The sequence below is a fragment of the Vibrio sp. 10N.222.55.A1 genome (genome assembly GCF_041473835.1).
Lineage (GTDB): Bacteria > Pseudomonadota > Gammaproteobacteria > Enterobacterales > Vibrionaceae > Vibrio > Vibrio crassostreae_C.
The window spans coordinates 131,754-151,520 of sequence record NZ_JBFRSX010000015.1 but is presented as its reverse complement, the minus strand read 5'-3'; the positions used below and the strand labels follow the sequence as shown (position 1 = coordinate 151,520).

The following is a 19,767-nucleotide window of genomic DNA, read 5'->3' as shown; positions in this document are numbered from 1 at the left end:
ACTTAAGCCTAAAACTATACAAATGGCCATGTGGCGCTAACCAATACTATCAATATGAATCACCACAGAGTCCGGTCGCCAGTACTCCAACTCGCAGTCCATTAGCTCACCGTCTTGCTTGTAGTTCACACGGCAGATCTTCAGCACCGGTTGACCCTCAGCCAAATTTAGCGCCTTAGCGACATAGGCTGGGGCTGAAGTGGGAATTACATCAAAACGCGAGCGTTGGGTCTCGTAGCCGTATTTTTCTCGGTAGATGCCTGTTAGTGACATGGTGAGGTTTTCCGACAAGACACCATCAAATAAGGGCGCTTTCAGTACATTTTCAACAAACAGCACTGCTCTACCATCAATAAAACGCAAGCGCTCAATCACGTGTATTGGCGTTATCTGCTCTATCTCTAATGCTTTGGCGTAATCGCCTGTCGCCATCTCTGTACGGGTGCTGAGCAGTCTGGTTTCTGCTATGCGGTGTTGTTCACGAATCATTTGATGAAAGTGAGAACGTGATAATGGGTTATAGCGAACACGTTCGGGTGACACATACCAGCCTCGGCGCTCTTCTCGGTATATCAAACCTTCGGTTTCTAATGAGACCAACGCATCTTTGAGCGTAATTCGTGTGGTTGAAAACAGCTCGCTGAGCTCTCTTTCGGATGGCAGTTTTTGCCCTTCGGTGAAGATGCCTGATTGAAGCTGCTCTCTAATGCTCGCCTTAATTCTGCCTAGCTGTGTCCCTGATTGCGCTGTAGCCAATGTTCTCATTACTGATCTAGTCCATAAGTTCGTATGCTCAATAAGGTAAACCATGGAGTTAACAGGAATGTGACAGTAAACAAAGGCTTACTGTCATATGAGTGAAATATAACTGCCACGAAAATGCACCCTAACTGTCAAATAAGTTGCGCGAAAGCGTCACACTCTGGCGATAGCATACAAAACGAACTTACTGACCTAGTCCAGAGGGATAGAGACAATGAAAACTTTGCTTAGCCGTTCAACTGTATCGCCAGCCAAACTTATGGGTTCATCTACAAAGCTAATAGGTGCAACGCTAATAACGGCAACACTTTCAATGCCAGCGATGGCGAAGGATGCTGATCTTGAGTCACTGATTGAAGCCGCTCAAAAAGAGGGTGCGGTTTACAGTGTAGGTATGCCAGACAGTTGGGCAAACTGGAAAGGCACATGGACTGATCTGAAAGCAAACTACGGTTTGAAGCATCAGGATACAGACATGAGCTCGGCTCAAGAGATCTCGAAATTTGAAGCAGAGAAAAGAAACGCAACTGCAGATATCGGTGATGTTGGTTTCGCCTTTGCACGTGTCGCTGTGCAGAAAGACGTAACGCAGCCATACAAGCCAACGACTTGGGATGACATTCCAGATTGGGCGAAAGACAAAGATGGTCACTGGGCTCTGGCTTACACAGGTACTATCTCGTTCATTTCAAACAATAATCTTGTTGAAGATGCCCCAAAATCTTGGAGTGACCTACTAGAAGGCGACTACAAAGTCACTGTTGGTGACGTAGGCGTAGCAGCACAAGCAAACAACGCGATTCTAGCGGCTGCATTTGCTAACGGTGGTGATGAGTCGAACCTAAAACCAGCGATTAAATTCTTTGGTGAACTAGCGAAGCAAGGCCGTCTATCTTACACAGATCCAAGCATTGCGAACCTTGAAAAAGGCGAAGTGGAAGTCGCGATCATGTGGGACTTCAACGCATTGAACTACCGCGACAAGATCGACCATGAGCGCTTTACGGTAAGCATTCCACAAGATGGCTCAGTGATCTCTGGTTACACCACCATCATTAACAAATACGCACAAAACCCGAACGCGGCGAAGTTGGCTCGTGAATACATCTTCAGCGACCAAGGCCAAATCAACCTAGCAGAAGGTTACGCACGCCCAATCCGCAGCAACATTACGCTACCTCAATCAGTACAAGACAAGCTGATCTCAAACGATGAATACAGCAATGTTCACCCAGTGACTGACTTCTCAGCATGGGAAAAATCAGCACGCCGCCTGCCACGTCAATGGCAAGAAAGCGTATTGATTCACCAGCAATAACCCCGCTTAACACGCCACCTTCAATAGGTGGCTTATAGAAACAAGCAATAGAGAATAGACCATGATCAATAAGGTTATCCTTGTTGTTCTAGATGGACTGAACTATCAGGTAGCCCGTGATTGCATGGGCTACCTGAACGGTCTTCTAGAGCAAAGTGATATGTATGAGAAACAGGGCGATTTGCAGACAAAACAGGGCGATTCGTACAATAACCAAGGCGATTTGCGTAATAAACAGAGCACTTCGCAGAGCACGCAAAAAAATAAGCTGCGCGCCACGCTTTACCCTGTGCAGTGTGAGCTGCCATCTATGTCCCGTCCACTGTATGAGTGCATTTTAACTGGGGTTCGCCCTGTCGAGAGTGGCATCGTCAACAATCAAATCGTGCGTTTATCGAATCACGAGTCGGTATTTAGCTTGGCGAAGTCGCAGAACAAAGTGACGGCTGCAGCGGCATATCATTGGGTGAGCGAGTTATATAACCGAGCGCCATTTGATGCAGTACGTGACCGTTTCACCAACGATGAAACCATGAACATCCAACACGGTTGTTTCTACCACTGGGACCACTACCCAGACGAAGCCTTGTTCTTGGATGCAGAGCATCTGCGCGTCACTCATCAACCTGATTTCTTATTGATTCACCCAATGAACATTGACGATATGGGACACAAGCATGGGCTAGATTCTCGCCAGTACCGCAACAGTGCACGTGGCGCGGATATCTACCTATCGAACTACCTTGAGAAATGGGTAGATGATGGTTATCAAGTGATCATCACCAGTGACCACGGCATGAACAATGACTTGTCTCACGGTGGCATTCTGCCTGAAGAGCGTGAAGTGCCATTCTTTGTGATTGGCGATAAGTTCACACACCAAGCCTGTTCAGTGAAACAGACCGATATCTGCGGCAGCGTCTGTCAGTTACTCAACCTTGAACACGATAAATCTTACACTCAGGAATTGTTGGCCTTATGAGCAGTTCTGTAATCACGCAGACCGATGGCTCTGCGCTTCAACCCAAAACCAAATCTTTGTTTCAACGCTTCAAGCCCGCTTTGTGGCTTGCGCCTTTCGCGCTGTTTTTCTATCTTTTCCAACTGGCACCTATGGTTTGGGTGCTGATCAACAGCTTCTTCTATGACGACGAACTCTCTCTCGAAAACTACGCTGAAGTGTTCGATTCTGCCTTTATGATGCAGGCTTTTGGCAACAGTTTATGGTTGTCGATTTGGTCGAGCATTGTTGGCTTAGCGATTGCGACTCTGCTCGTTTCTTCACTGCGCCGCGTTGATTCTAAAATCCGCGATGCGGTGATTGCTTTCACCAACATGAGCAGTAATTTTTCTGGCGTTCCGTTGTCTTTCGCTTTCATCATCATCCTTGGGACCAACGGTGCGATTACCTTGTTGCTCAAGCAGTATGGATTGCTGGGTGATTTCGACCTTTACGGCAAGTGGGGCTTGCTGGCGATTTACATCTACTTCCAGATCCCATTGGCGGTGTTGTTGCTGTATCCAGCGTTTGATGCTCTGAGTGACGACTGGCAAGCCGCTTCGGCACTGCTTGGCGCGAAAACTTGGCAATACTGGACCAAAATAGCACTGCCTGTGTTGTCGCCTGCCTTGTTCGGCACCTTCATCATCTTGATTGCTAATGCGATTGGCGCCTATGCGAGTGTGTATGCGTTGACCTCGGGCAACTACAACGTGATTACGATTCGTATCGCGAGCTTGGTATCGGGCGACTTGTTCTTAGAACCAAACCTAGCCGCTGCAATTTCCGTGATTCTGATGGCGATGCTGGCCTTCATCACCGTGATTAACCAATGGCTGATCAGCAAAAGCTACGCAGGGAAGAGAAAGTAATGAATACCGTAAATACTCGCTTTCATAAAACGGTTGTCTATTCGATTGTCGGCATCATGGTGATCCCGATCTTAGCGACCTTTATCTACTCGATCTCTTCTCGATGGGGCGCGACGATCCTGCCGGATGGCTTCACGTTAGATTGGTATATCAACCTGCTGACCGATCCTCGCTTCTTACAAGCCTTTGGTCGTTCGCTATTTATCTGTGTGGCGGCGCTGTCATTGAGTGTGGTGTTGGTTCTGCCTGCGATTTTCGTGGTGTTTTACTATTTTCCGAAGCTCGACAAGGTGATGAATATCCTGATCTTATTGCCATTTGCTGTGCCACCTGTGGTGTCGTCGGTTGGCTTGCTTCAGTTGTATGCCGATAGCGAAATATCACTGATTGGCACACCGTGGATCTTGATTGGTACTTATTTCACCATCGCGCTGCCATTCATGTACCGCGCGATTGCCAACAGCTTTGAAGCGATCAACCTGCAAGACTTGATGGACGCGGCACACCTGCTCGGCGCGAGTACTACTAAAGCATTCTTGTTGATTATTCTGCCAAACCTTAAGAAAGGCTTAATGGCGTCACTGTTCTTGTCGTTCTCGTTCCTATTGGGCGAGTTCGTGTTTGCCAATATCTTGGTGGGTACACGTTACGAGACACTGCAAATCTACCTATACAACATGCGTCAAACCAGCGGCCACTTCACGTCAGCCCTTGTGATGACGTACTTCCTGTTTATTTTCTTACTGACTTGGTTGGCAAGTCGTTTCAGCCAGGGAACAAAATAATGAGCTATGTAAATGCAAAAAACCTCACCAAGAGCTTTGGTGACAACACGGTGTTTGAAGATATTGAATTTTCCATCGAGAAGGGCGAATTCATTACTCTGCTTGGCCCAAGTGGCTGTGGTAAATCGACTCTACTGCGCAGCTTGGCTGGCCTGAATCCTGTTGATGGTGGCGAGATCTGGGTCAACGGTGAAGAGATTACTCACCAAGTGCCGCAACAACGTGGCATCGGCATGGTGTTTCAATCTTATGCGCTGTTCCCGAACATGACGGTTGAAGGCAATATTGCGTTTGGCCTCAAGATGAAAAAGCTTGCTGCTGACGAGATTAAACGTGAAGTGGCGAAAGTGATTGGACTGGTGGACTTAACGGGTAAAGAGAAATTCTACCCGCATCAGCTTTCGGGAGGTCAGCGTCAGCGTGTTGCCTTGGCAAGAGCCTTGGTGGTCAAGCCGCGTATTCTATTGCTCGATGAGCCACTTTCGGCGTTGGATGCGAAGATCCGTAAACACCTTCGCCAACAGATTCGAGATATTCAAAAAGAGATGAACCTGACCACGATCTTCGTGACTCACGATCAAGAAGAAGCGATGATCATGTCTGACCGCATCTTCTTGATGAATAAAGGTGAGATCGTACAAGCCGGCACACCCGAAGAGATCTACACTCAACCTGCTAATGAGTTTGTTGCTGGGTTCATGGGGCACTATAATTTGGTGCAAGCAAACCAAGCTAAGCAACTTTTCAACATTGAAACGGAATGGAAAGTGGCGATTCGACCGGAATCTATCTACGTGAAAGAGCAAGGTCGACAATATGGCGAGCATATCTCCGCGCCGAAAACGGGCACCATTCGTAACCACCAGCTCTTGGGTAACGTGATTCGCTACCAAGTGGACGTTGATGAGTGTGAATTAACGGTCGACCTACTCAACCGCTCCTCTGAACGACTGTTGGCAAACGGCAGCCAACTTGAACTCCTGTTTAACCTTAACGAAATTCAACCTGTGAGAGCCTAAGATGTTCAAACCTTTGTATGTATTTGATATGGACGAAACGCTGATCAATGCCGATGCAGCGATGCTCTGGAATGAGTTCTTGGTTGAAAAGGGCATTGCCACAGCGCCCAACTTTATTGAAGAAGATAAGCGCTTAATGGGCTTGTATTCGGAAGGCAAATTGAACATGGAAGATTACCTCACGTTTTCCATGCAGCCTTTAGCCGATATGCCAACAGAGCAAGTCAGCGCTTTGGTGGAAGAGTGTGTCGAGCAGCATATTTTGCCTAAACAGTTCAAGCAGTCGAAACCTTTGATTGAACAGCTAGAAAATGACGACATCGATATGCTGATCATCTCTGCCAGCGTGACCTTCTTAGTGGAAGCTGTGGGGCGTAAGATTGGCATCGAGAATGCACTTGGTATCGATTTGATTGAAAACCAAGGTCGTTTTACGTCTGAAATCTTAGGTGTGCCAAGTTACCGAGAAGGTAAAGTGACTCGCTTAAAAGAGTGGTTAGATAAGCAAGAAACCAATTACTCAGACATCCACTTTTATACCGATTCAATCAACGACTTACCTTTGTGTGAACACGCTGATTTTGCGTACCTAGTGAATCCATGCCCGCGTTTGAAAGCACTGGCCGATCAACCGAATTGGTCGATTTTAAACTGGGATTAACGTGAATCCTATATTCGAATTAGCTTCGTTTTAGAACTTATCAAGCCGCTGACTACAGCGGCTTTTTGATTCGTATTATTCTATTTCTAGTTTGTAACCTATCCCGTAAATGGATTTAATGTAGTCACATTTTTCATTTATCGAGACCATTTTTTTGCGTAAGTTTTTAATATGGCTATCGATAGTGCGATCACTGACCACTCTTCTATCGTCGTAGATTTTATCAATCAATTGATCGCGACTATAAATGCGGCCAACATTTTGATAGAGAAGGTGCAAAAGCCGAAACTCAGCTGGCGTTAAACTTAGCTTAATACCACATAGGACGGCGGTCATACTCAATTCATCAATATCAATGGCGTTCGTTGTTGACGTGGCTTGGGGCTTGTTGGAACGGCGCAAAATATTTTTCACCCTCACAACCACTTCTCTCGGGCTGTACGGCTTACATATATAATCATCTGCACCCAGTTCAAGCCCAACGAGTCGATCAATCTCTTCGACCTTGGCTGTCGCCATAACCACTGGGATGTCACTGAACGTTCTCAGCTCTCGATAAATATCCAACCCGTCTCGATTGGGTAGCATGAGGTCGAGAATAATGAGTTTAGGCGATGCTTGCTTTACCCAGTCAATGACAAGGTTACCATCGATAATATGATGACTTTCAAGGCCAGAGTGCTCTAAGTACTCACACAGTACACTTGCTAATGCAGGCTCATCTTCGACGACTAAAATCACGATTTTATTTCCTTTGGTAACGCTATGATGATTCGTAGTCCACCCAATTCTGAGTGGTCGGCAGTAATGTGTCCTTGGTGCGCTTCAACGATATTTTTACAGATAGATAAGCCAAGCCCAGAACCGCCACTTGAGCGACTGCGCGATTTATCAACGCGGTAAAGCCTCTCAAACAAACGCGGAAGTGATGCATCAGGTACACCTGGATCACTGTCTTCAACGTTGATAATAATACTATCACTAATGTCGGTAACATCTATCGATACATGCCCATTATCGCTAGTGTATCGTGCGCTATTTTCCAACAGATTCACAAACAGTTGTGTCAGTAATCTCTCATCACACGAGGTAAACAGTGGGGCTGAATGGTCATAGTGCTTTGTTAATGTGATGTTTTTTTGTTCTAAACGGATCGAGTTTTGAACGATCACAGAATCAATCAGTTTATGTATATCAACGTTGTTTTTAACATTGAGGTTAAATCCGATGTCATACAGGGAGAGTTGGTGAAGATCCTCAACGAGTTGACCCAACGTGATGATTTGTTGATGTAACGAGTCGATGTATTTTGGCTCAGGAGATCGGATACCGTCTTGTAGCGCTTCTAGTTCACTTCTTAGCACGGTGATAGGCGTTCTAAGTTCATGTGAAATATCCGATAACCACTGTTCTCTAAGTGTTTTCTGTTTTCTTAGTGTTTCGACTACACCGTTGAATATTCCGATGAGATCGGACAATTCATCATTGCCGCTTTTTTCAATGTAGAAATCGAGATCGCCATTTTCGATAGATTTGGCACCTTTCGACAAAGCACGCAATGGTTTCAAAAATCGCCTAACAAGAAATAAAGCGATAAGGAATGAAAGCAACACGGTAATCGAAGCGATAGTGCTTACATGCGTCGTTTGTTGTTTGAAAAAGCTTTCTGCCAAAGGCCCTGATATTTCATCCATCTGGACGATGGAGATATACCCAATCACTTGATCATCCCGTGTTATTTCGACTAGTGCTTGATGCTGACCATCTTCAAGGTGATGTAGGTTTTCAGGAGGTCCAATTATAGCTCGCCCGTTTTGATCTAAAATGTTGAGTCGTTGCCAAATAGGTTGAAGATCTGGCGCTTCCGGTTCTCTTAATGGTGGTGGCGATGGGTGTCTGTCACGAGCATGTGGTCGTGAGGGGCCACCAATGCTGCTGGCGATTAAATGTGGTTCACGTTCTAGCCGCCTCCACTTTTCGGAAGGTGAGTAATATTGCTTTAAGTTATTGGCGAGTTCTTGAGCTAGGGCAATCTCATTATTATTTGTGAAATCTTGGAGCCCTCTTTGAAAACTGGAGTTAATAAAATAGGTCAGTACAAAGAGCATGGTCACGCACACCATTAGTATTGAAACAAACAGTTTGGTGAAAATTGATATGCGCACGTTCTCTCCAGAAATTAAAGTGAATTAAGACGATAGAGTGAGTTAAGACAATAAAATGAGATAAACCAATATTAGCCCTCGATCGTGTGGGAAATATGGACATTGATTTCTTTATTCATCTTAGGCCATGTATAAGCATCTTTTTGTTAGAAACGAATAGCGAGCTGACAGGGTGCTATACCCCATCAGCTCGCATTGAATTATCACTATTTTTGGATAACCCTCTAACAATTATTGACGTCTTGGTGGTGGCGGCGGAACTTCCTCTTCCGATAGACCACCGCTTCCATCTGCGTCTAGTTTGTCAAAGTCATCGGCGAGTGGACCTCTGAGCTCTTCTAATTGTAACTCGCCATCACCGTTTGCATCCATTTCTTCAAAACTTGGCATTTCTCTTGGACCTTCACGGCTTTCAGCACACGCTTGAAGCGCGAATGTCGATGTCAGTAAAAGTAATGCTGTCGTGATTTTTTTCATAATTTAATTCCTATTCGTAACCAAATATAAGTGTAATTCTTTGACGCAAATAGGTTAGCGATCAAATTAGCAGAGAAAATGGATAAATCTAGGAGATGAAAGTTAGCGTTTAACTTTAATAGGGCATCAGTTCATCAGCCCATCAAGTCAGGTTGTTTAAACCTCCATTGTTTCTACATAGTTTCCACATTTTCTATTTTTATCCTAGTCCATTATTGAACTCATGAATTTAATGCCTTTAGCAATAAAGGCAGAAAGCTATCGTTGGTATTGAAATGGATTATTTTTTAGGAGCCGTAGAATGAAGGCAATGGTAAAAAAATCAGTCGTTGTCTCTTCTACGTTGTTGGTTGCTTCTTATAGTAACGCTGCTCTTTATAGGGTGGTTTTGGAGGAATCACCAGTAGAAACGGAATCGGTGTATGGGGTTGCAGTTGAACCAGAGCTTGGTACAACGGATTGCTTTAGTACCAGTTGTGGTGACACCGATTACGCATTCGCAGGGGAAGCTCAAAATGCAGAACCAGGTTTTTCCTTTAAAGAGGAGGTCCCCTTTGGTATCGATAACACGTTCTACTATTTGGATTATGACGATATCTATAGCTACTGCACGAGCGAACTTGGCTACGCGACTTGTGAAGCTTGGAGTTCTTTATTGTGGTATGGCGATGATGATGCGGGCATTGGAGGCTTGAAAAATGAGCGTGATGCGTATTACGGGCTGAGCTATCAGACCAATTCCACGGCTTTTTATGATTCTTCTTCGCTAAGCGAGATCCCAGATGTTGGCAGCAACCCACCTGATGTGAGCAGTTATAGTTATTCCTTTGTTGATGGAACAGAGGAGAAGGTCATCACTAAAGTTGACGAGAATGGTTTTGTTCTTGGTAACACCAGCAGTGGTTACTACAGTTATAACAACCAATATATTCAGTTGTATAGGCAGCGTGGTTACTACGATACAGGCACTGAATTTACGGTTCTCCAACCTGAAGCCGATACCAGCATTACGATCAGCGATGCTGACGGCGAAGCGAATATAATCTCCCAAATGGGAAGAACGATGGCTTTTGACTCTTTCAGTTATGGAGGGGAAAGCTATGTGGTCGGAAGCGCGTCCGTTGCGACTTTTTATTACAGTGATGGATACAAAGATTATGACTCTCCGTACACATCCGACAGTGATGCAGAGGATCTAGATAATTGTATCGATGAAGATATTGAGCCTGCTTTATATCCAGAGTGTCAGAACTTTGCTTTTGCTAATCGAGCTTTTGTCTGGAATATAACCGATGCGAATGGCCCCAATGATGATGGAAACCGTTTCTCAGTATCTGATTGGGAAACCAGTTCGACCTATTACTCTTACAACGATGATGAAGCTTCAGCACAGGCGAGTGTGAGGGCTGCAACGATTTCATCTAGAGGGACATATAGCTCTTATCCTGTTTTAGTCGGTTACAATACGGAGCTAGATGATTCTGATAACTTTCTTATGCAGGCTGCTGTGTTTAGGCCAAGCAGTACGTCAAATTTCAGCGTTTCGGAAAATGCTTGGACGACGACATTTATCGCTAATGCGACGGTAGAAGTGAGTGATTCATACATTCACAGTAATTCTGTCGCAACAGATATTAATGAAAACATGATGGTTATTGGTTATGCAAAACGAGATGGTGATTATCCGTCGGATCGTGTGTCTGACAATCGTATGTTTGTCGCTGATGCGAATGACACAACGCCAACAGCTACATTCTTCGCAAGTTTAGGTGAAGACATTTTCTTTGATAGTGCAGAAGGAAAAGCAAGTGAGATCAATAATTACAATGAAATTGTTGGCTATGTTGACGCAGAAACTCACTCTGAAGTAGACGGCCATGAAAGGAGGCATCGCGGCTTCATTTTCCCTTACAACGACATTGGTACCGATGCTGATAGACGTGCAAGATATAATGATCAAGCTTGGTGGTTAGACGACCTAACTAACGGTGGTGACGACAGTGATGCCAACAACCACTTTAGAATATTGGACGCAACCGACATTAATGACGCGGGTGTTATCTCAGGGACGGCAATACAATGTTTTGCGAGTGAAAGTAGCTCCTCTTCTATGGCTTATGATTCAACCGCACACTTTGCTTATTGTAATGATGGAGTAGGTGACGAGAGGGTAGTGGCTGTAAAACTTATCCCGATATCTGGAGCAACAAGTGAAGACATTGCTGAAAGAAGTGATGATAGCGCTGAAGATGTTGAACGTAGTGGTGCCGGTACCGGGCTATTGGTGCTTATCAGTTTAATGTCCGTGCTTTCAGTTCGCTTGAAAAAGTCTCGTTCTGTGATTGCCTAAATTGATGATGTGCTCACGAGAGAAACAACCTCTATTTGACCGTCAACCATTAAAGTAATGGGTTAGGTTTGATACTTCGTCCCATAAGAATACCGCTAGGATATGAAGCTTTTTAAAAGAGCATCACCTGTTTTGTGATGCTCTTTTTACGTTCAACATACACTTATCTCTTTCTGCTTTAGCCAAAAAAATCAATTGTAACAATTAAGTAACATCTCTTGCTTTGCTGTAAATCAAACCACCACTCTTCAATCCCTTGATAGCACTCACTTTCCTGTTGTGAGGGTTTGTGTGTAACAATTATTTTACAATTTGACGGGTTTTTAGCGTTATTGCCCATTTCCTTCGATGCATTCCAATCTTTCCGCTTGTGGGCCAAATTTAATTAAGGACAAAAAACACGTAATACAAAACCAATAGGTACAAGGAGAAAGTTCATGGTGGATACATACAACCCGCTTGGTACGGATGGATTCGAGTTTGTTGAATACACGGCCGTTGACCACAAGGGAATCGAGCAACTTAAAGCGCTGTTTGTGTCACTTGGTTTTGCCGAGATCGCTAAGCACCGTTCAAAAGAGGCTTGGCTGTATCGACAAGGTGACATCAACTTTATCGTCAATGAGCAGCCACACAGCCAAGCGGAAGCGTTCGCTAAAGTTCACGGCCCATCGGTGTGTGGCATGGCTTTTCGTGTTAACGATGCAACTGCGGCAATGACGCAGGCGTCTAGCGGTGGTGGTGAAGAGTACAAGACAGAAATCGGGCCAATGGAGCTGAGCATTCCTGCCATTTACGGCATCGGTGAAAGCCTGCTCTATTTTGTGGATCGCTACGGCAAGCAGAGCATCTACGACGTTGACTTCCGATTCTATGATGACGCGGAAGAGCGCATGGCGAAAGCCGATGTTGGTCTTTATGAGATCGATCACCTCACGCACAACGTGAAACAAGGCAATATGGATCTGTGGTCTGGTTTTTATGAGCGTATCGGTAACTTTCGTGAGATTCGCTACTTCGACATTGAAGGTAAGCTGACAGGCCTTGTGAGCCGTGCCATGACCTCACCATGTGGCAAGATCCGTATTCCAATCAATGAGTCTTCAGATGACAAATCACAAATTGAAGAGTTCATTCGTGAATACAACGGCGAAGGTATCCAACACATCGCGCTTGCTACGGATGACATCTACAAAACGGTGAAAACCCTGCGTGATCGCGGCATGGACTTTATGCCAACCCCAGATACCTACTATGAGAAAGTTGACGATCGTGTGAAAGGCCACGGTGAAGACACCGAACTGCTGCGAGACCTACGTGTTCTGATTGATGGCGCGCCGACCAAAGACGGCATCTTGCTGCAAATTTTCACGCAGACGGTGATCGGGCCTGTGTTCTTTGAAATCATTCAGCGTAAAGGCAATGAAGGCTTTGGTGAAGGTAACTTCAAGGCGCTGTTTGAATCGATTGAAGAGGACCAGATTCGTCGAGGAGTATTAGACGATGCATAAATGGATCTCGTTTCCTCATCGGGAGGGGGTGTGCTCTAAACAAGCGCATGCCGACTTCCCCGAAGAGGCAATTTATGAGCGAGAGGCGGGCCGAAGTGGATTCTTCGGCCCTGCCGCTCATTTTCATCACCAACATGCCCCAACAGGTTGGTCGGAGTGGGAAGGTGATTTACGCCCTCGCGCTTTTGATTTTACGCTGGTGGAAAAAGCCAGCCAGATAACCCCTTGGGCGGTGCCTCATCTTTTGCACAACGCTGACTGCAAAATCCGAGTGTGGCGCATGGACGAGAAGATGGATTTCTTGGTGCGTAATTCTGATGGTGATGAGCTGCTGTTCATTCACCAAGGTAGCGCCGATCTCTATTGTGACTATGGTCATCTAGCCGTGAGTGAAGGGGATTACGTGATGATCCCGCGCTCAACCAACTGGCGTTTAGAGCCAAGTGAGCCGATGTTCATCTTGATGATTGAGAACACAGACGCGGCTTACTCCCTGCCAGAGAAAGGCATGGTCGGTAATCACGCGGTGTTTGATCCGGCGGTGCTCGACATACCTTCTATCAATGAGCAATTCCGCGCTCAGTATTCTGAAAACCAGACTCATGTTCAGGTGAAACGCCACGACAAAGTCAGTGTGATCACCTATCCGTTCAATCCATTGGATGCAATTGGTTGGCATGGCGACTTAGCGGTGGTGAAAGTGAATTGGCGCGATATCAGACCGCTGATGTCACATCGTTACCACTTGCCACCGTCAGCACACACCACTTTTGTTGGCGCAGGCTTTGTGGTGTGCACCTTTGTACCACGCCCGATTGAGAGCGACCCCGGTGCATTGAAAGTGCCTTTCTATCACAACAATGATGATTACGATGAAGTGCTGTTCTATCACGCTGGTGACTTTTTTAGCCGCGACAACATTGAAGCGGGCATGGTGACCTTTCACCCGGCGGGGTTTACGCATGGGCCTCATCCAAAGGCCTTCAAGGCTGGGCAAGCGCACAAGAAGAAGTTTACCGATGAAGTGGCGGTGATGATCGATACTCGCCATGCGCTGCAGTTCTCTGAGGAACTCGATAGCGTTGAAAACAAAGAATATGTCTACAGTTGGCAAGAGAAGTAAGGGGCAACAAGGATGAAATTAGCAACCAAGAAAAATGGTACTCGCGATGGCCTATTGATGGTCGTGAGTAGAGACCTTAAACAGTGTGTACCTGCCACCGAAATCTTCCACGCGATGCATCTGGCGCCAACCATGCAAGTCGCTTTGGATAATTGGGAAAGCGTTGCGCCTCAGTTAGAAGAGTTATACACCTCGTTAAACAACGGGCATGTGACGGGCAGTGAAGTGTTTGCGCCTCAATATTGTGAATCGCCTCTGCCACGCGCTTATCAATGGGCAGATGGCAGTGCGTATGTAAACCACGTTGAGCTGGTGCGTAAGGCTCGTGGTGGTGAAATGCCAGAAAGCTTCTGGGTTGACCCGCTTATGTATCAAGGCGGCTCAGATGCCTTTATTGGGCCACGTGACAACATTGAATTTGCCAGTGACGAATGGGGTATCGATTTCGAGGGTGAAGTTGCGGTTGTCACCGGAGATGTGCCAATGGGAGCCAGCGCCAAGCAAGCGCATGATTCGATTCGTCTGCTAATGTTAGTGAATGATGTGTCGCTGCGTGGTTTGATTCCGGCTGAGCTCGCTAAGGGCTTTGGTTTCTTCCAATCCAAGCCCTCTTCAGCGTTCTCTCCGGTTGCTGTTACGCCCGATGAGCTTGGTGAACAATGGAAAGGCAGCAAGGTGCATTTACCGTTGATATCGACCTACAACGACCAACCTTTTGGTTGTCCGAATGCGGGCGTCGATATGACTTTCAATTTTGCCGAACTAGTTGTGCATGCAGCGAAAACTCGACCATTATCGGCAGGCGCGATCATAGGTTCAGGCACGGTATCGAATAAGCAAGGCACTGACCACGGCACCTCAATTGCCGAGGGCGGCGTAGGCTATTCCTGCATTGCTGAAGTACGCATGATCGAGACGATTCGAGATGGTAAACCATCGACTCAATTCATGTCGTTTGGCGACTCGATTCGCCTAGAGATGTTTGATACGGCGGGTGATTCCATTTTTGGTGCGATTGACCAAAAAGTTAGCCAATATCGAGCGTTATAACCCATATTATAAAGATTCAGCTCGAGCGAGATCATTGTATGAATCAGAACATGACACTTTACGGTTATTGGCGCTCTTCGGCCGCCTATCGGGTGCGTATTGGATTGAACCTAAAGCAACTCGACTATGAGTCTAAATCGGTGCATTTGGTGCGTAATGGCGGCGAGCAGCATGATCCACAATATCGTGAGCTCAACGCCAGTGAGTTAGTGCCTGTGCTGGTGGATGGTGAAGTTAAACTCAATCAGTCGCTGACTATTTTGCAATACTTGGATGAAAGATATTTATGTGAGAGCAGCCCAGACTCCTTGTTGATTCCCGAGCAAACACCATTGCGCTATCAAGCGTTGGCAATGGCGCAGGATATTGCGATAGAAATTCACCCTCTCAATAACCTTCGTGTGTTGCAGTATTTGGAGCGAGAGTTGTCGTGTGAGCAAGAGGCGAAAATAGACTGGCTTCACTATTGGATGAGCCAAGGTTTTTCGGCATTAGAAGAGAAGCTTTCTAAGCATCGTCAAACATACGCTGATTCAGTTTATAGCCTCACCGATTCACCATGCATTGTCGATATTTGCTTGGTGCCACAGGTGTATAATGCGCTGCGCTTTGGCGTTGATATGTCGCCTTATCCGCTGATTAACTCGATTGTCGAAGCGTGTAACCAGTTACCCGCTTTTATTGAGGCGATACCAGAGAACCAAGGAGATGCAAATGAGCCCATGTAGAATAACTGATGTAAACGAAAATACTCGTCCCTTACACTACCAAAACCGTTTCTTGAAAGAAGCGGTTTCCAAAATTAAATATTAGCTATTATTGAATAAATACAGGTATGGAAAGTTATTCTTTTAGTACTCAAAACTGCCAAATGTGGAGCACAAAACTCGTTTTTATAATGTTAATTAAATATATGAAATTCAGTAAGTGTATGAATATTTATCCCGTTTAGCACTAATATGTTTATAAGAAAAAGCCTCGTTATTAAATAAGAGGCTTTAATCAAAGGTTTTTATATTGGTGGTGATTATCATTCGAGAATATTAGTAATAAACAATACCTTCACCTTTCGTAATCAGAGTACCAGCTTCATTGGTAATTATTTTATCTAAATCAAATAATGAACCAATCGCCGCATTACCCAATCCAGCTTCAACGAATTTACAAACGGCATCAATTTTTGGCCCCATAGAACCTGCAGGGAATGAAAATTCAGCTAAACCAGCAGGCGTTGCTTGCTTCATTTCTGCTTGGTCTTCTTTACCATAGTTACGGAAAATCGAGCCATCGGTTAAGATAATAAATAAGTCGGCATGGATTTTTTCAGCCAGTAATTCAGCTGTAAGATCTTTGTCAATTACGCACTCTACACCAGTACTCTTACCCTGTTCAATACTCACGGGAACACCGCCGCCGCCACAAGCGATAACAAGGTTTTCTGTATCTAGAAGAGTTTCAATCTGCTGAATTTCAACAATGTTTTTTGGCATAGGAGAAGGCACAACGCGACGGTAGTACTCGCCATCAGCTTTAAACTGCATTGTGCTTTGAGCCATCAACTCTTTAGCTCGTTGCTCCGTATATACAGGGCCAACAAATTTAGTCGGGTTAGCAAACGCAGGGTCTTTTTTGCATACTTCAGTTTGCGTGACTAGAGTAGCTACGTCTAATTCAGGGTCAATGTTTCTTAGCTCTTGTTGTAACATGTAGCCCACCATGCCACAGGTTTGAGAGCCTAGTACATCCATTGGGTACGGGGTCGTCTCTGGCGAATATTCGTTATAAGCCGCGTTTTGTTCCATCAATAAACCTACTTGTGGGCCATTACCATGAACGATAACAATCTCATGCTCGCGTGCGATCGCGGCAATACTCGCTGCTGATTTGATTATATTTTCACGTTGATTCTCAGCCGTTAATGCTTGGCCTCTTGCTAAAAGAGCGTTACCGCCTAAAGCTAATACTATTCGCATGATAATGTCTCCGATCATTTAATAATGATTTTATTTATTTTAAGTAGAGATTAACTGCTTGTTTCTAATTAAATTCAAGCTTATTAATAACAATGATTAGATTTTTTAATTACTCTTAAGTAATTAACATGCCGAGATAGTATGTGAAAATAACAGTTCTAAATGTGATAGCTATCAAATTATCATTTTACTAGAGATGGAGCTGTGGAAGTGGGAATTATTACAATTCGATTAAATATCCATAAGCTTGGATACAATCCAGCGGTGGACTCTTTTTTTGTATAAATGATTCGCCTTTAGTGAATATTATCTCAAGCTATAAAATGATTAATTGTCTATTTTTGTTTCAAATATGATGAGCAGATCGCATTAAGAGTTTTAGATAAGGTACGGGGCCATACTGAAGCGAGGATTCACGAGCTTAAATAGTAGTTTAGATTCGGTTTTCAATCGGCTGCCTTTACTCCAGATGTTATCTGACAGCCAAGTGAAAATTGGAGATAGTTAGCCACTTTCTAAGGCTCTACGTTAAAGCGAAACAGCGCGTTTTATCTCTTCCAAGACCTCTGCGTTAGCGATAGCCCCGAGGTTTTCTACATTTTTGCCATTGATCACCTGTTTCACAGCCAACTCCACCAGTTTGCCAGATCGTGTTTTTGGCACATCGCTGATCGCAAATATCTGGCTTGGCACGTGTCTTGGCGAACAAGAGGATTTGAGTTTGCTTTTGATGGCTGTCAGTAACTTTTCATCTAAACTCACACCTTGCTGCAGCTGAACAAACAGCCATACCTGTTCATTGCGGTCGATGTTTTTACCGACTGCTATCGAATCGATGATGCCGTCAATGGTGTTCACTTGCTGATAGATTTCGGCCGTACCAATTCGCACGCCACCGGGGTTGAGTGTGGTGTCGCCTCGCCCGTAGAACAGGTAGCCGCCATGTTCGCTCTGTGCGACTTCATCACCGTGATGCCACACATTGTCGAACCTATCCCAATAGGTGCTGTGATAGCGCTCTCCGGTGTCATTCCAAAAGCCAGCGGGGAAGTTGGGTAGGGAGTTGGTGCATACTAATTCGCCACGTTCGTGATCGACCTTTTGACCAGACGAATTGAACACCTTGATGTCGACGCCGAGCCCGGCCTGTTGGCACTCACCGCGATACACAGGCGAGATTGGGTTACCCAAAACAAAGCAGCCACAAATATCCGTGCCGCCAGAAATCGACGCTAAATGCAGATCTTGTTTGATGTGCTTGTAGACATAATCGAATTGCTCAGGGTAAAGCACAGAACCCGTTGAGCACAGTGTTCTTAATTGAGGCAGAGAATGGCTGTCGATAGGTGAGAGCTCTGCCTTCTCGATCGCTTCTAGATACTTGGCAGAGGTACCAAACAACGACACGTCGGCGCGTTGTGCCAAGTCCCACAGCACATTGGGTTGCGGGTAAACCGGGCTACCATCAAAGATAACCAAACAAGTGCCGCTAGCGAGCGCAGAGACGTGCCAGTTCCACATCATCCAACCACAAGTGGTGTAATAGAACACGCGATCGTTTGGCTTAATATCGCAATGAAGCTGATGCTCTTTAAGGTGGTTGATGGTGGTGCCACCAACTGAGTGAACAATGCACTTGGGCTTGCCTGTCGTACCGGAAGAGTAGAGCACAAACAGTGGTTCATTGAAGCCGACACGCACAAATCGCACAGGTTGTGGCTGATAGTGATGAATGATGCTGTGCCAACTTTGGGGTGACACATCATGTTTAACTTTGTTTTTCTTTAATTCGTTCTTCTCTAAATCGCTCTTCTCTAAGTCATTACTCGGTTTCAAATAACCGATCTCACACACCTGTTTTAATTCGTTTAAGTGTTCGATGATTTCACGGTTCTTGCCCGCCATATCGAACGTTTTGCCATTGAAGGTGTAACCGTCACAGGTGAACAGCACCTTAGGTTTCACCTGTCCGAATCGCTCAATCACACTCTCTACTCCAAAATCAGGCGAGGTCGATGTCCAAATCGCGCCTAAGCTGGTGGCGGCTAGCATGGCTATCACGGTTTGTGGCAGATAGGGAGTATACGCAGCAACTATATCACCTTGTTTCACTCCGCTATCGACAAGCCATTGCTGAACACTAGAGACAGCTTCACACAGGGTTTCCCATGTATAACTCTGTTGTTCGCCACGTTCATTCTCAAACCAAATCGCAAGCTCATCAGGCATGGTGTGTGCCAAACGCAGCAAGTTCTCGGCGTAGTTTACTTGTGCATTGGGAAACCAAACCGCATCACGGTTCGATTTAGGCTGCTGCCAGCGGCTCCCACCTTGAGCTTTGATGGTCTCGCTTTCTGCCTTGTTAATAGAGTCTTGTGAGCCGACTACTCCACAAAACTGCCACACGTTTTGCCAAAACGATTCCGGCTGAACTACAGACCATTGGTGGAGTTCGGCATAGTTTTTTACGTCCCTATCTAGGTTTAACCAAGACTGTTCAAGGCTATCGATGAATCGGGTTAAGTTGGCATTGGCGATACGCTGCTCGCTTGGCTGCCAAATGGGCTTATTGCTTTCGTGCATTCCTTTACCTTTAACAAAAAGTTAACGTTTTCAGTCTGGTATTTAGGTTTTACAAAGTCAAAAGTTCAGCAAAATAAGCGCTTGGTGGAATTGTGTAAATAAAATGTTACACGATCGC

General features: G+C 45.4%; 17 protein-coding genes. 11 read left to right on the top strand and 6 right to left on the bottom strand.

Annotated elements, in window-relative coordinates; genetic code table 11:
• Positions 1 to 36: 36 nt before the first annotated feature.
• Positions 37 to 765 (bottom strand): UTRA domain-containing protein, encoded by a 729-nt coding sequence (locus tag AB4493_RS05075; RefSeq protein WP_017061230.1) that lies wholly within the window; start codon positions 763 to 765, stop codon positions 37 to 39.
• Positions 766 to 976: 211 nt separating this feature from the next.
• On the opposite strand from AB4493_RS05075, the gene AB4493_RS05070 reads away from it, so the two are divergent.
• The 6 genes from AB4493_RS05070 to AB4493_RS05045 all read left to right on the top strand — a co-directional run bounded on the left by AB4493_RS05070 (position 977) and on the right by AB4493_RS05045 (position 6,417).
• A complete protein-coding gene (locus AB4493_RS05070) occupies positions 977 to 2,080 on the top strand; it encodes an ABC transporter substrate-binding protein (RefSeq protein ID WP_372154607.1) in 1,104 nt (367 codons plus the stop codon).
• A gap of 61 nt (positions 2,081 to 2,141) precedes the next feature.
• The gene (locus tag AB4493_RS05065) at positions 2,142 to 3,062 is read left to right on the top strand and encodes an alkaline phosphatase family protein (RefSeq protein ID WP_372154606.1); all 921 of its coding nucleotides are present in this window, start codon (positions 2,142 to 2,144) and stop codon (positions 3,060 to 3,062) included.
• Positions 3,059 to 3,952, top strand: coding sequence for an ABC transporter permease subunit (locus AB4493_RS05060; RefSeq protein WP_108099859.1), 894 nt, complete (start codon positions 3,059 to 3,061; stop codon positions 3,950 to 3,952). Before AB4493_RS05065 ends, AB4493_RS05060 begins: the two co-directional genes overlap by 4 nt.
• Positions 3,952 to 4,737 carry an ABC transporter permease gene (locus tag AB4493_RS05055; protein WP_017070181.1) on the top strand — a complete coding sequence of 262 codons (786 nt, stop codon included), beginning with the start codon at positions 3,952 to 3,954 and terminating at the stop codon, positions 4,735 to 4,737. Before AB4493_RS05060 ends, AB4493_RS05055 begins: the two co-directional genes overlap by 1 nt.
• Complete coding sequence (locus tag AB4493_RS05050) at positions 4,737 to 5,756, top strand: ABC transporter ATP-binding protein (protein WP_372154605.1); 1,020 nt, start codon at positions 4,737 to 4,739, stop codon at positions 5,754 to 5,756. Before AB4493_RS05055 ends, AB4493_RS05050 begins: the two co-directional genes overlap by 1 nt.
• A gap of 1 nt (position 5,757) precedes the next feature.
• Positions 5,758 to 6,417: an HAD family hydrolase gene (locus AB4493_RS05045; protein ID WP_372154604.1), complete on the top strand. Its 660-nt coding sequence runs from the start codon at positions 5,758 to 5,760 to the stop codon at positions 6,415 to 6,417.
• 75 nt (positions 6,418 to 6,492) lie between these two features.
• Here the strand turns inward: AB4493_RS05045 and AB4493_RS05040 are convergent, their stop codons facing one another.
• The 3 genes from AB4493_RS05040 to AB4493_RS05030 form a co-directional block, all read right to left on the bottom strand.
• Positions 6,493 to 7,158, bottom strand: coding sequence for a response regulator (locus AB4493_RS05040; protein ID WP_017094156.1), 666 nt, complete (start codon positions 7,156 to 7,158; stop codon positions 6,493 to 6,495).
• Entirely contained in the window at positions 7,155 to 8,525 is a 1,371-nt protein-coding gene (locus AB4493_RS05035) for an ATP-binding protein (RefSeq protein WP_372133762.1), read from the bottom strand. The genes AB4493_RS05040 and AB4493_RS05035 overlap by 4 nt, the downstream gene beginning before the upstream one ends.
• A 288-nt stretch (positions 8,526 to 8,813) precedes the next feature.
• Positions 8,814 to 9,059 (bottom strand): hypothetical protein, encoded by a 246-nt coding sequence (locus tag AB4493_RS05030; RefSeq protein ID WP_010432281.1) that lies wholly within the window; start codon positions 9,057 to 9,059, stop codon positions 8,814 to 8,816.
• A 301-nt stretch (positions 9,060 to 9,360) separates the two neighbouring features.
• On the opposite strand from AB4493_RS05030, the gene AB4493_RS05025 reads away from it, so the two are divergent.
• The 5 genes from AB4493_RS05025 (at position 9,361) to maiA (ending at position 15,821) form a co-directional block, all read left to right on the top strand.
• Positions 9,361 to 11,409 (top strand): DUF3466 family protein, encoded by a 2,049-nt coding sequence (locus tag AB4493_RS05025; protein WP_372154603.1) that lies wholly within the window; start codon positions 9,361 to 9,363, stop codon positions 11,407 to 11,409.
• Between the two features lie 437 nt (positions 11,410 to 11,846).
• Positions 11,847 to 12,920, top strand: coding sequence for a 4-hydroxyphenylpyruvate dioxygenase (hppD, locus tag AB4493_RS05020; protein ID WP_372154602.1), 1,074 nt, complete (start codon positions 11,847 to 11,849; stop codon positions 12,918 to 12,920).
• Positions 12,913 to 14,043: a homogentisate 1,2-dioxygenase gene (locus tag AB4493_RS05015; RefSeq protein WP_372154601.1), complete on the top strand. Its 1,131-nt coding sequence runs from the start codon at positions 12,913 to 12,915 to the stop codon at positions 14,041 to 14,043. Before hppD ends, AB4493_RS05015 begins: the two co-directional genes overlap by 8 nt.
• Before the next feature lie 12 nt (positions 14,044 to 14,055).
• Positions 14,056 to 15,093 (top strand): fumarylacetoacetate hydrolase family protein, encoded by a 1,038-nt coding sequence (locus AB4493_RS05010; protein WP_372154600.1) that lies wholly within the window; start codon positions 14,056 to 14,058, stop codon positions 15,091 to 15,093.
• Between the two features lie 38 nt (positions 15,094 to 15,131).
• Complete coding sequence (gene maiA / locus AB4493_RS05005; RefSeq protein WP_372154599.1) at positions 15,132 to 15,821, top strand: maleylacetoacetate isomerase; 690 nt, start codon at positions 15,132 to 15,134, stop codon at positions 15,819 to 15,821.
• A gap of 315 nt (positions 15,822 to 16,136) precedes the next feature.
• Here the strand turns inward: maiA and AB4493_RS05000 are convergent, their stop codons facing one another.
• Positions 16,137 to 17,066 carry a carbamate kinase gene (locus AB4493_RS05000; RefSeq protein WP_050620231.1) on the bottom strand — a complete coding sequence of 310 codons (930 nt, stop codon included), beginning with the start codon at positions 17,064 to 17,066 and terminating at the stop codon, positions 16,137 to 16,139.
• A gap of 528 nt (positions 17,067 to 17,594) precedes the next feature.
• Positions 17,595 to 19,649 (bottom strand): acetoacetate--CoA ligase, encoded by a 2,055-nt coding sequence (locus AB4493_RS04995; protein WP_372154598.1) that lies wholly within the window; start codon positions 19,647 to 19,649, stop codon positions 17,595 to 17,597.
• Positions 19,650 to 19,767: the final 118 nt, after the last annotated feature.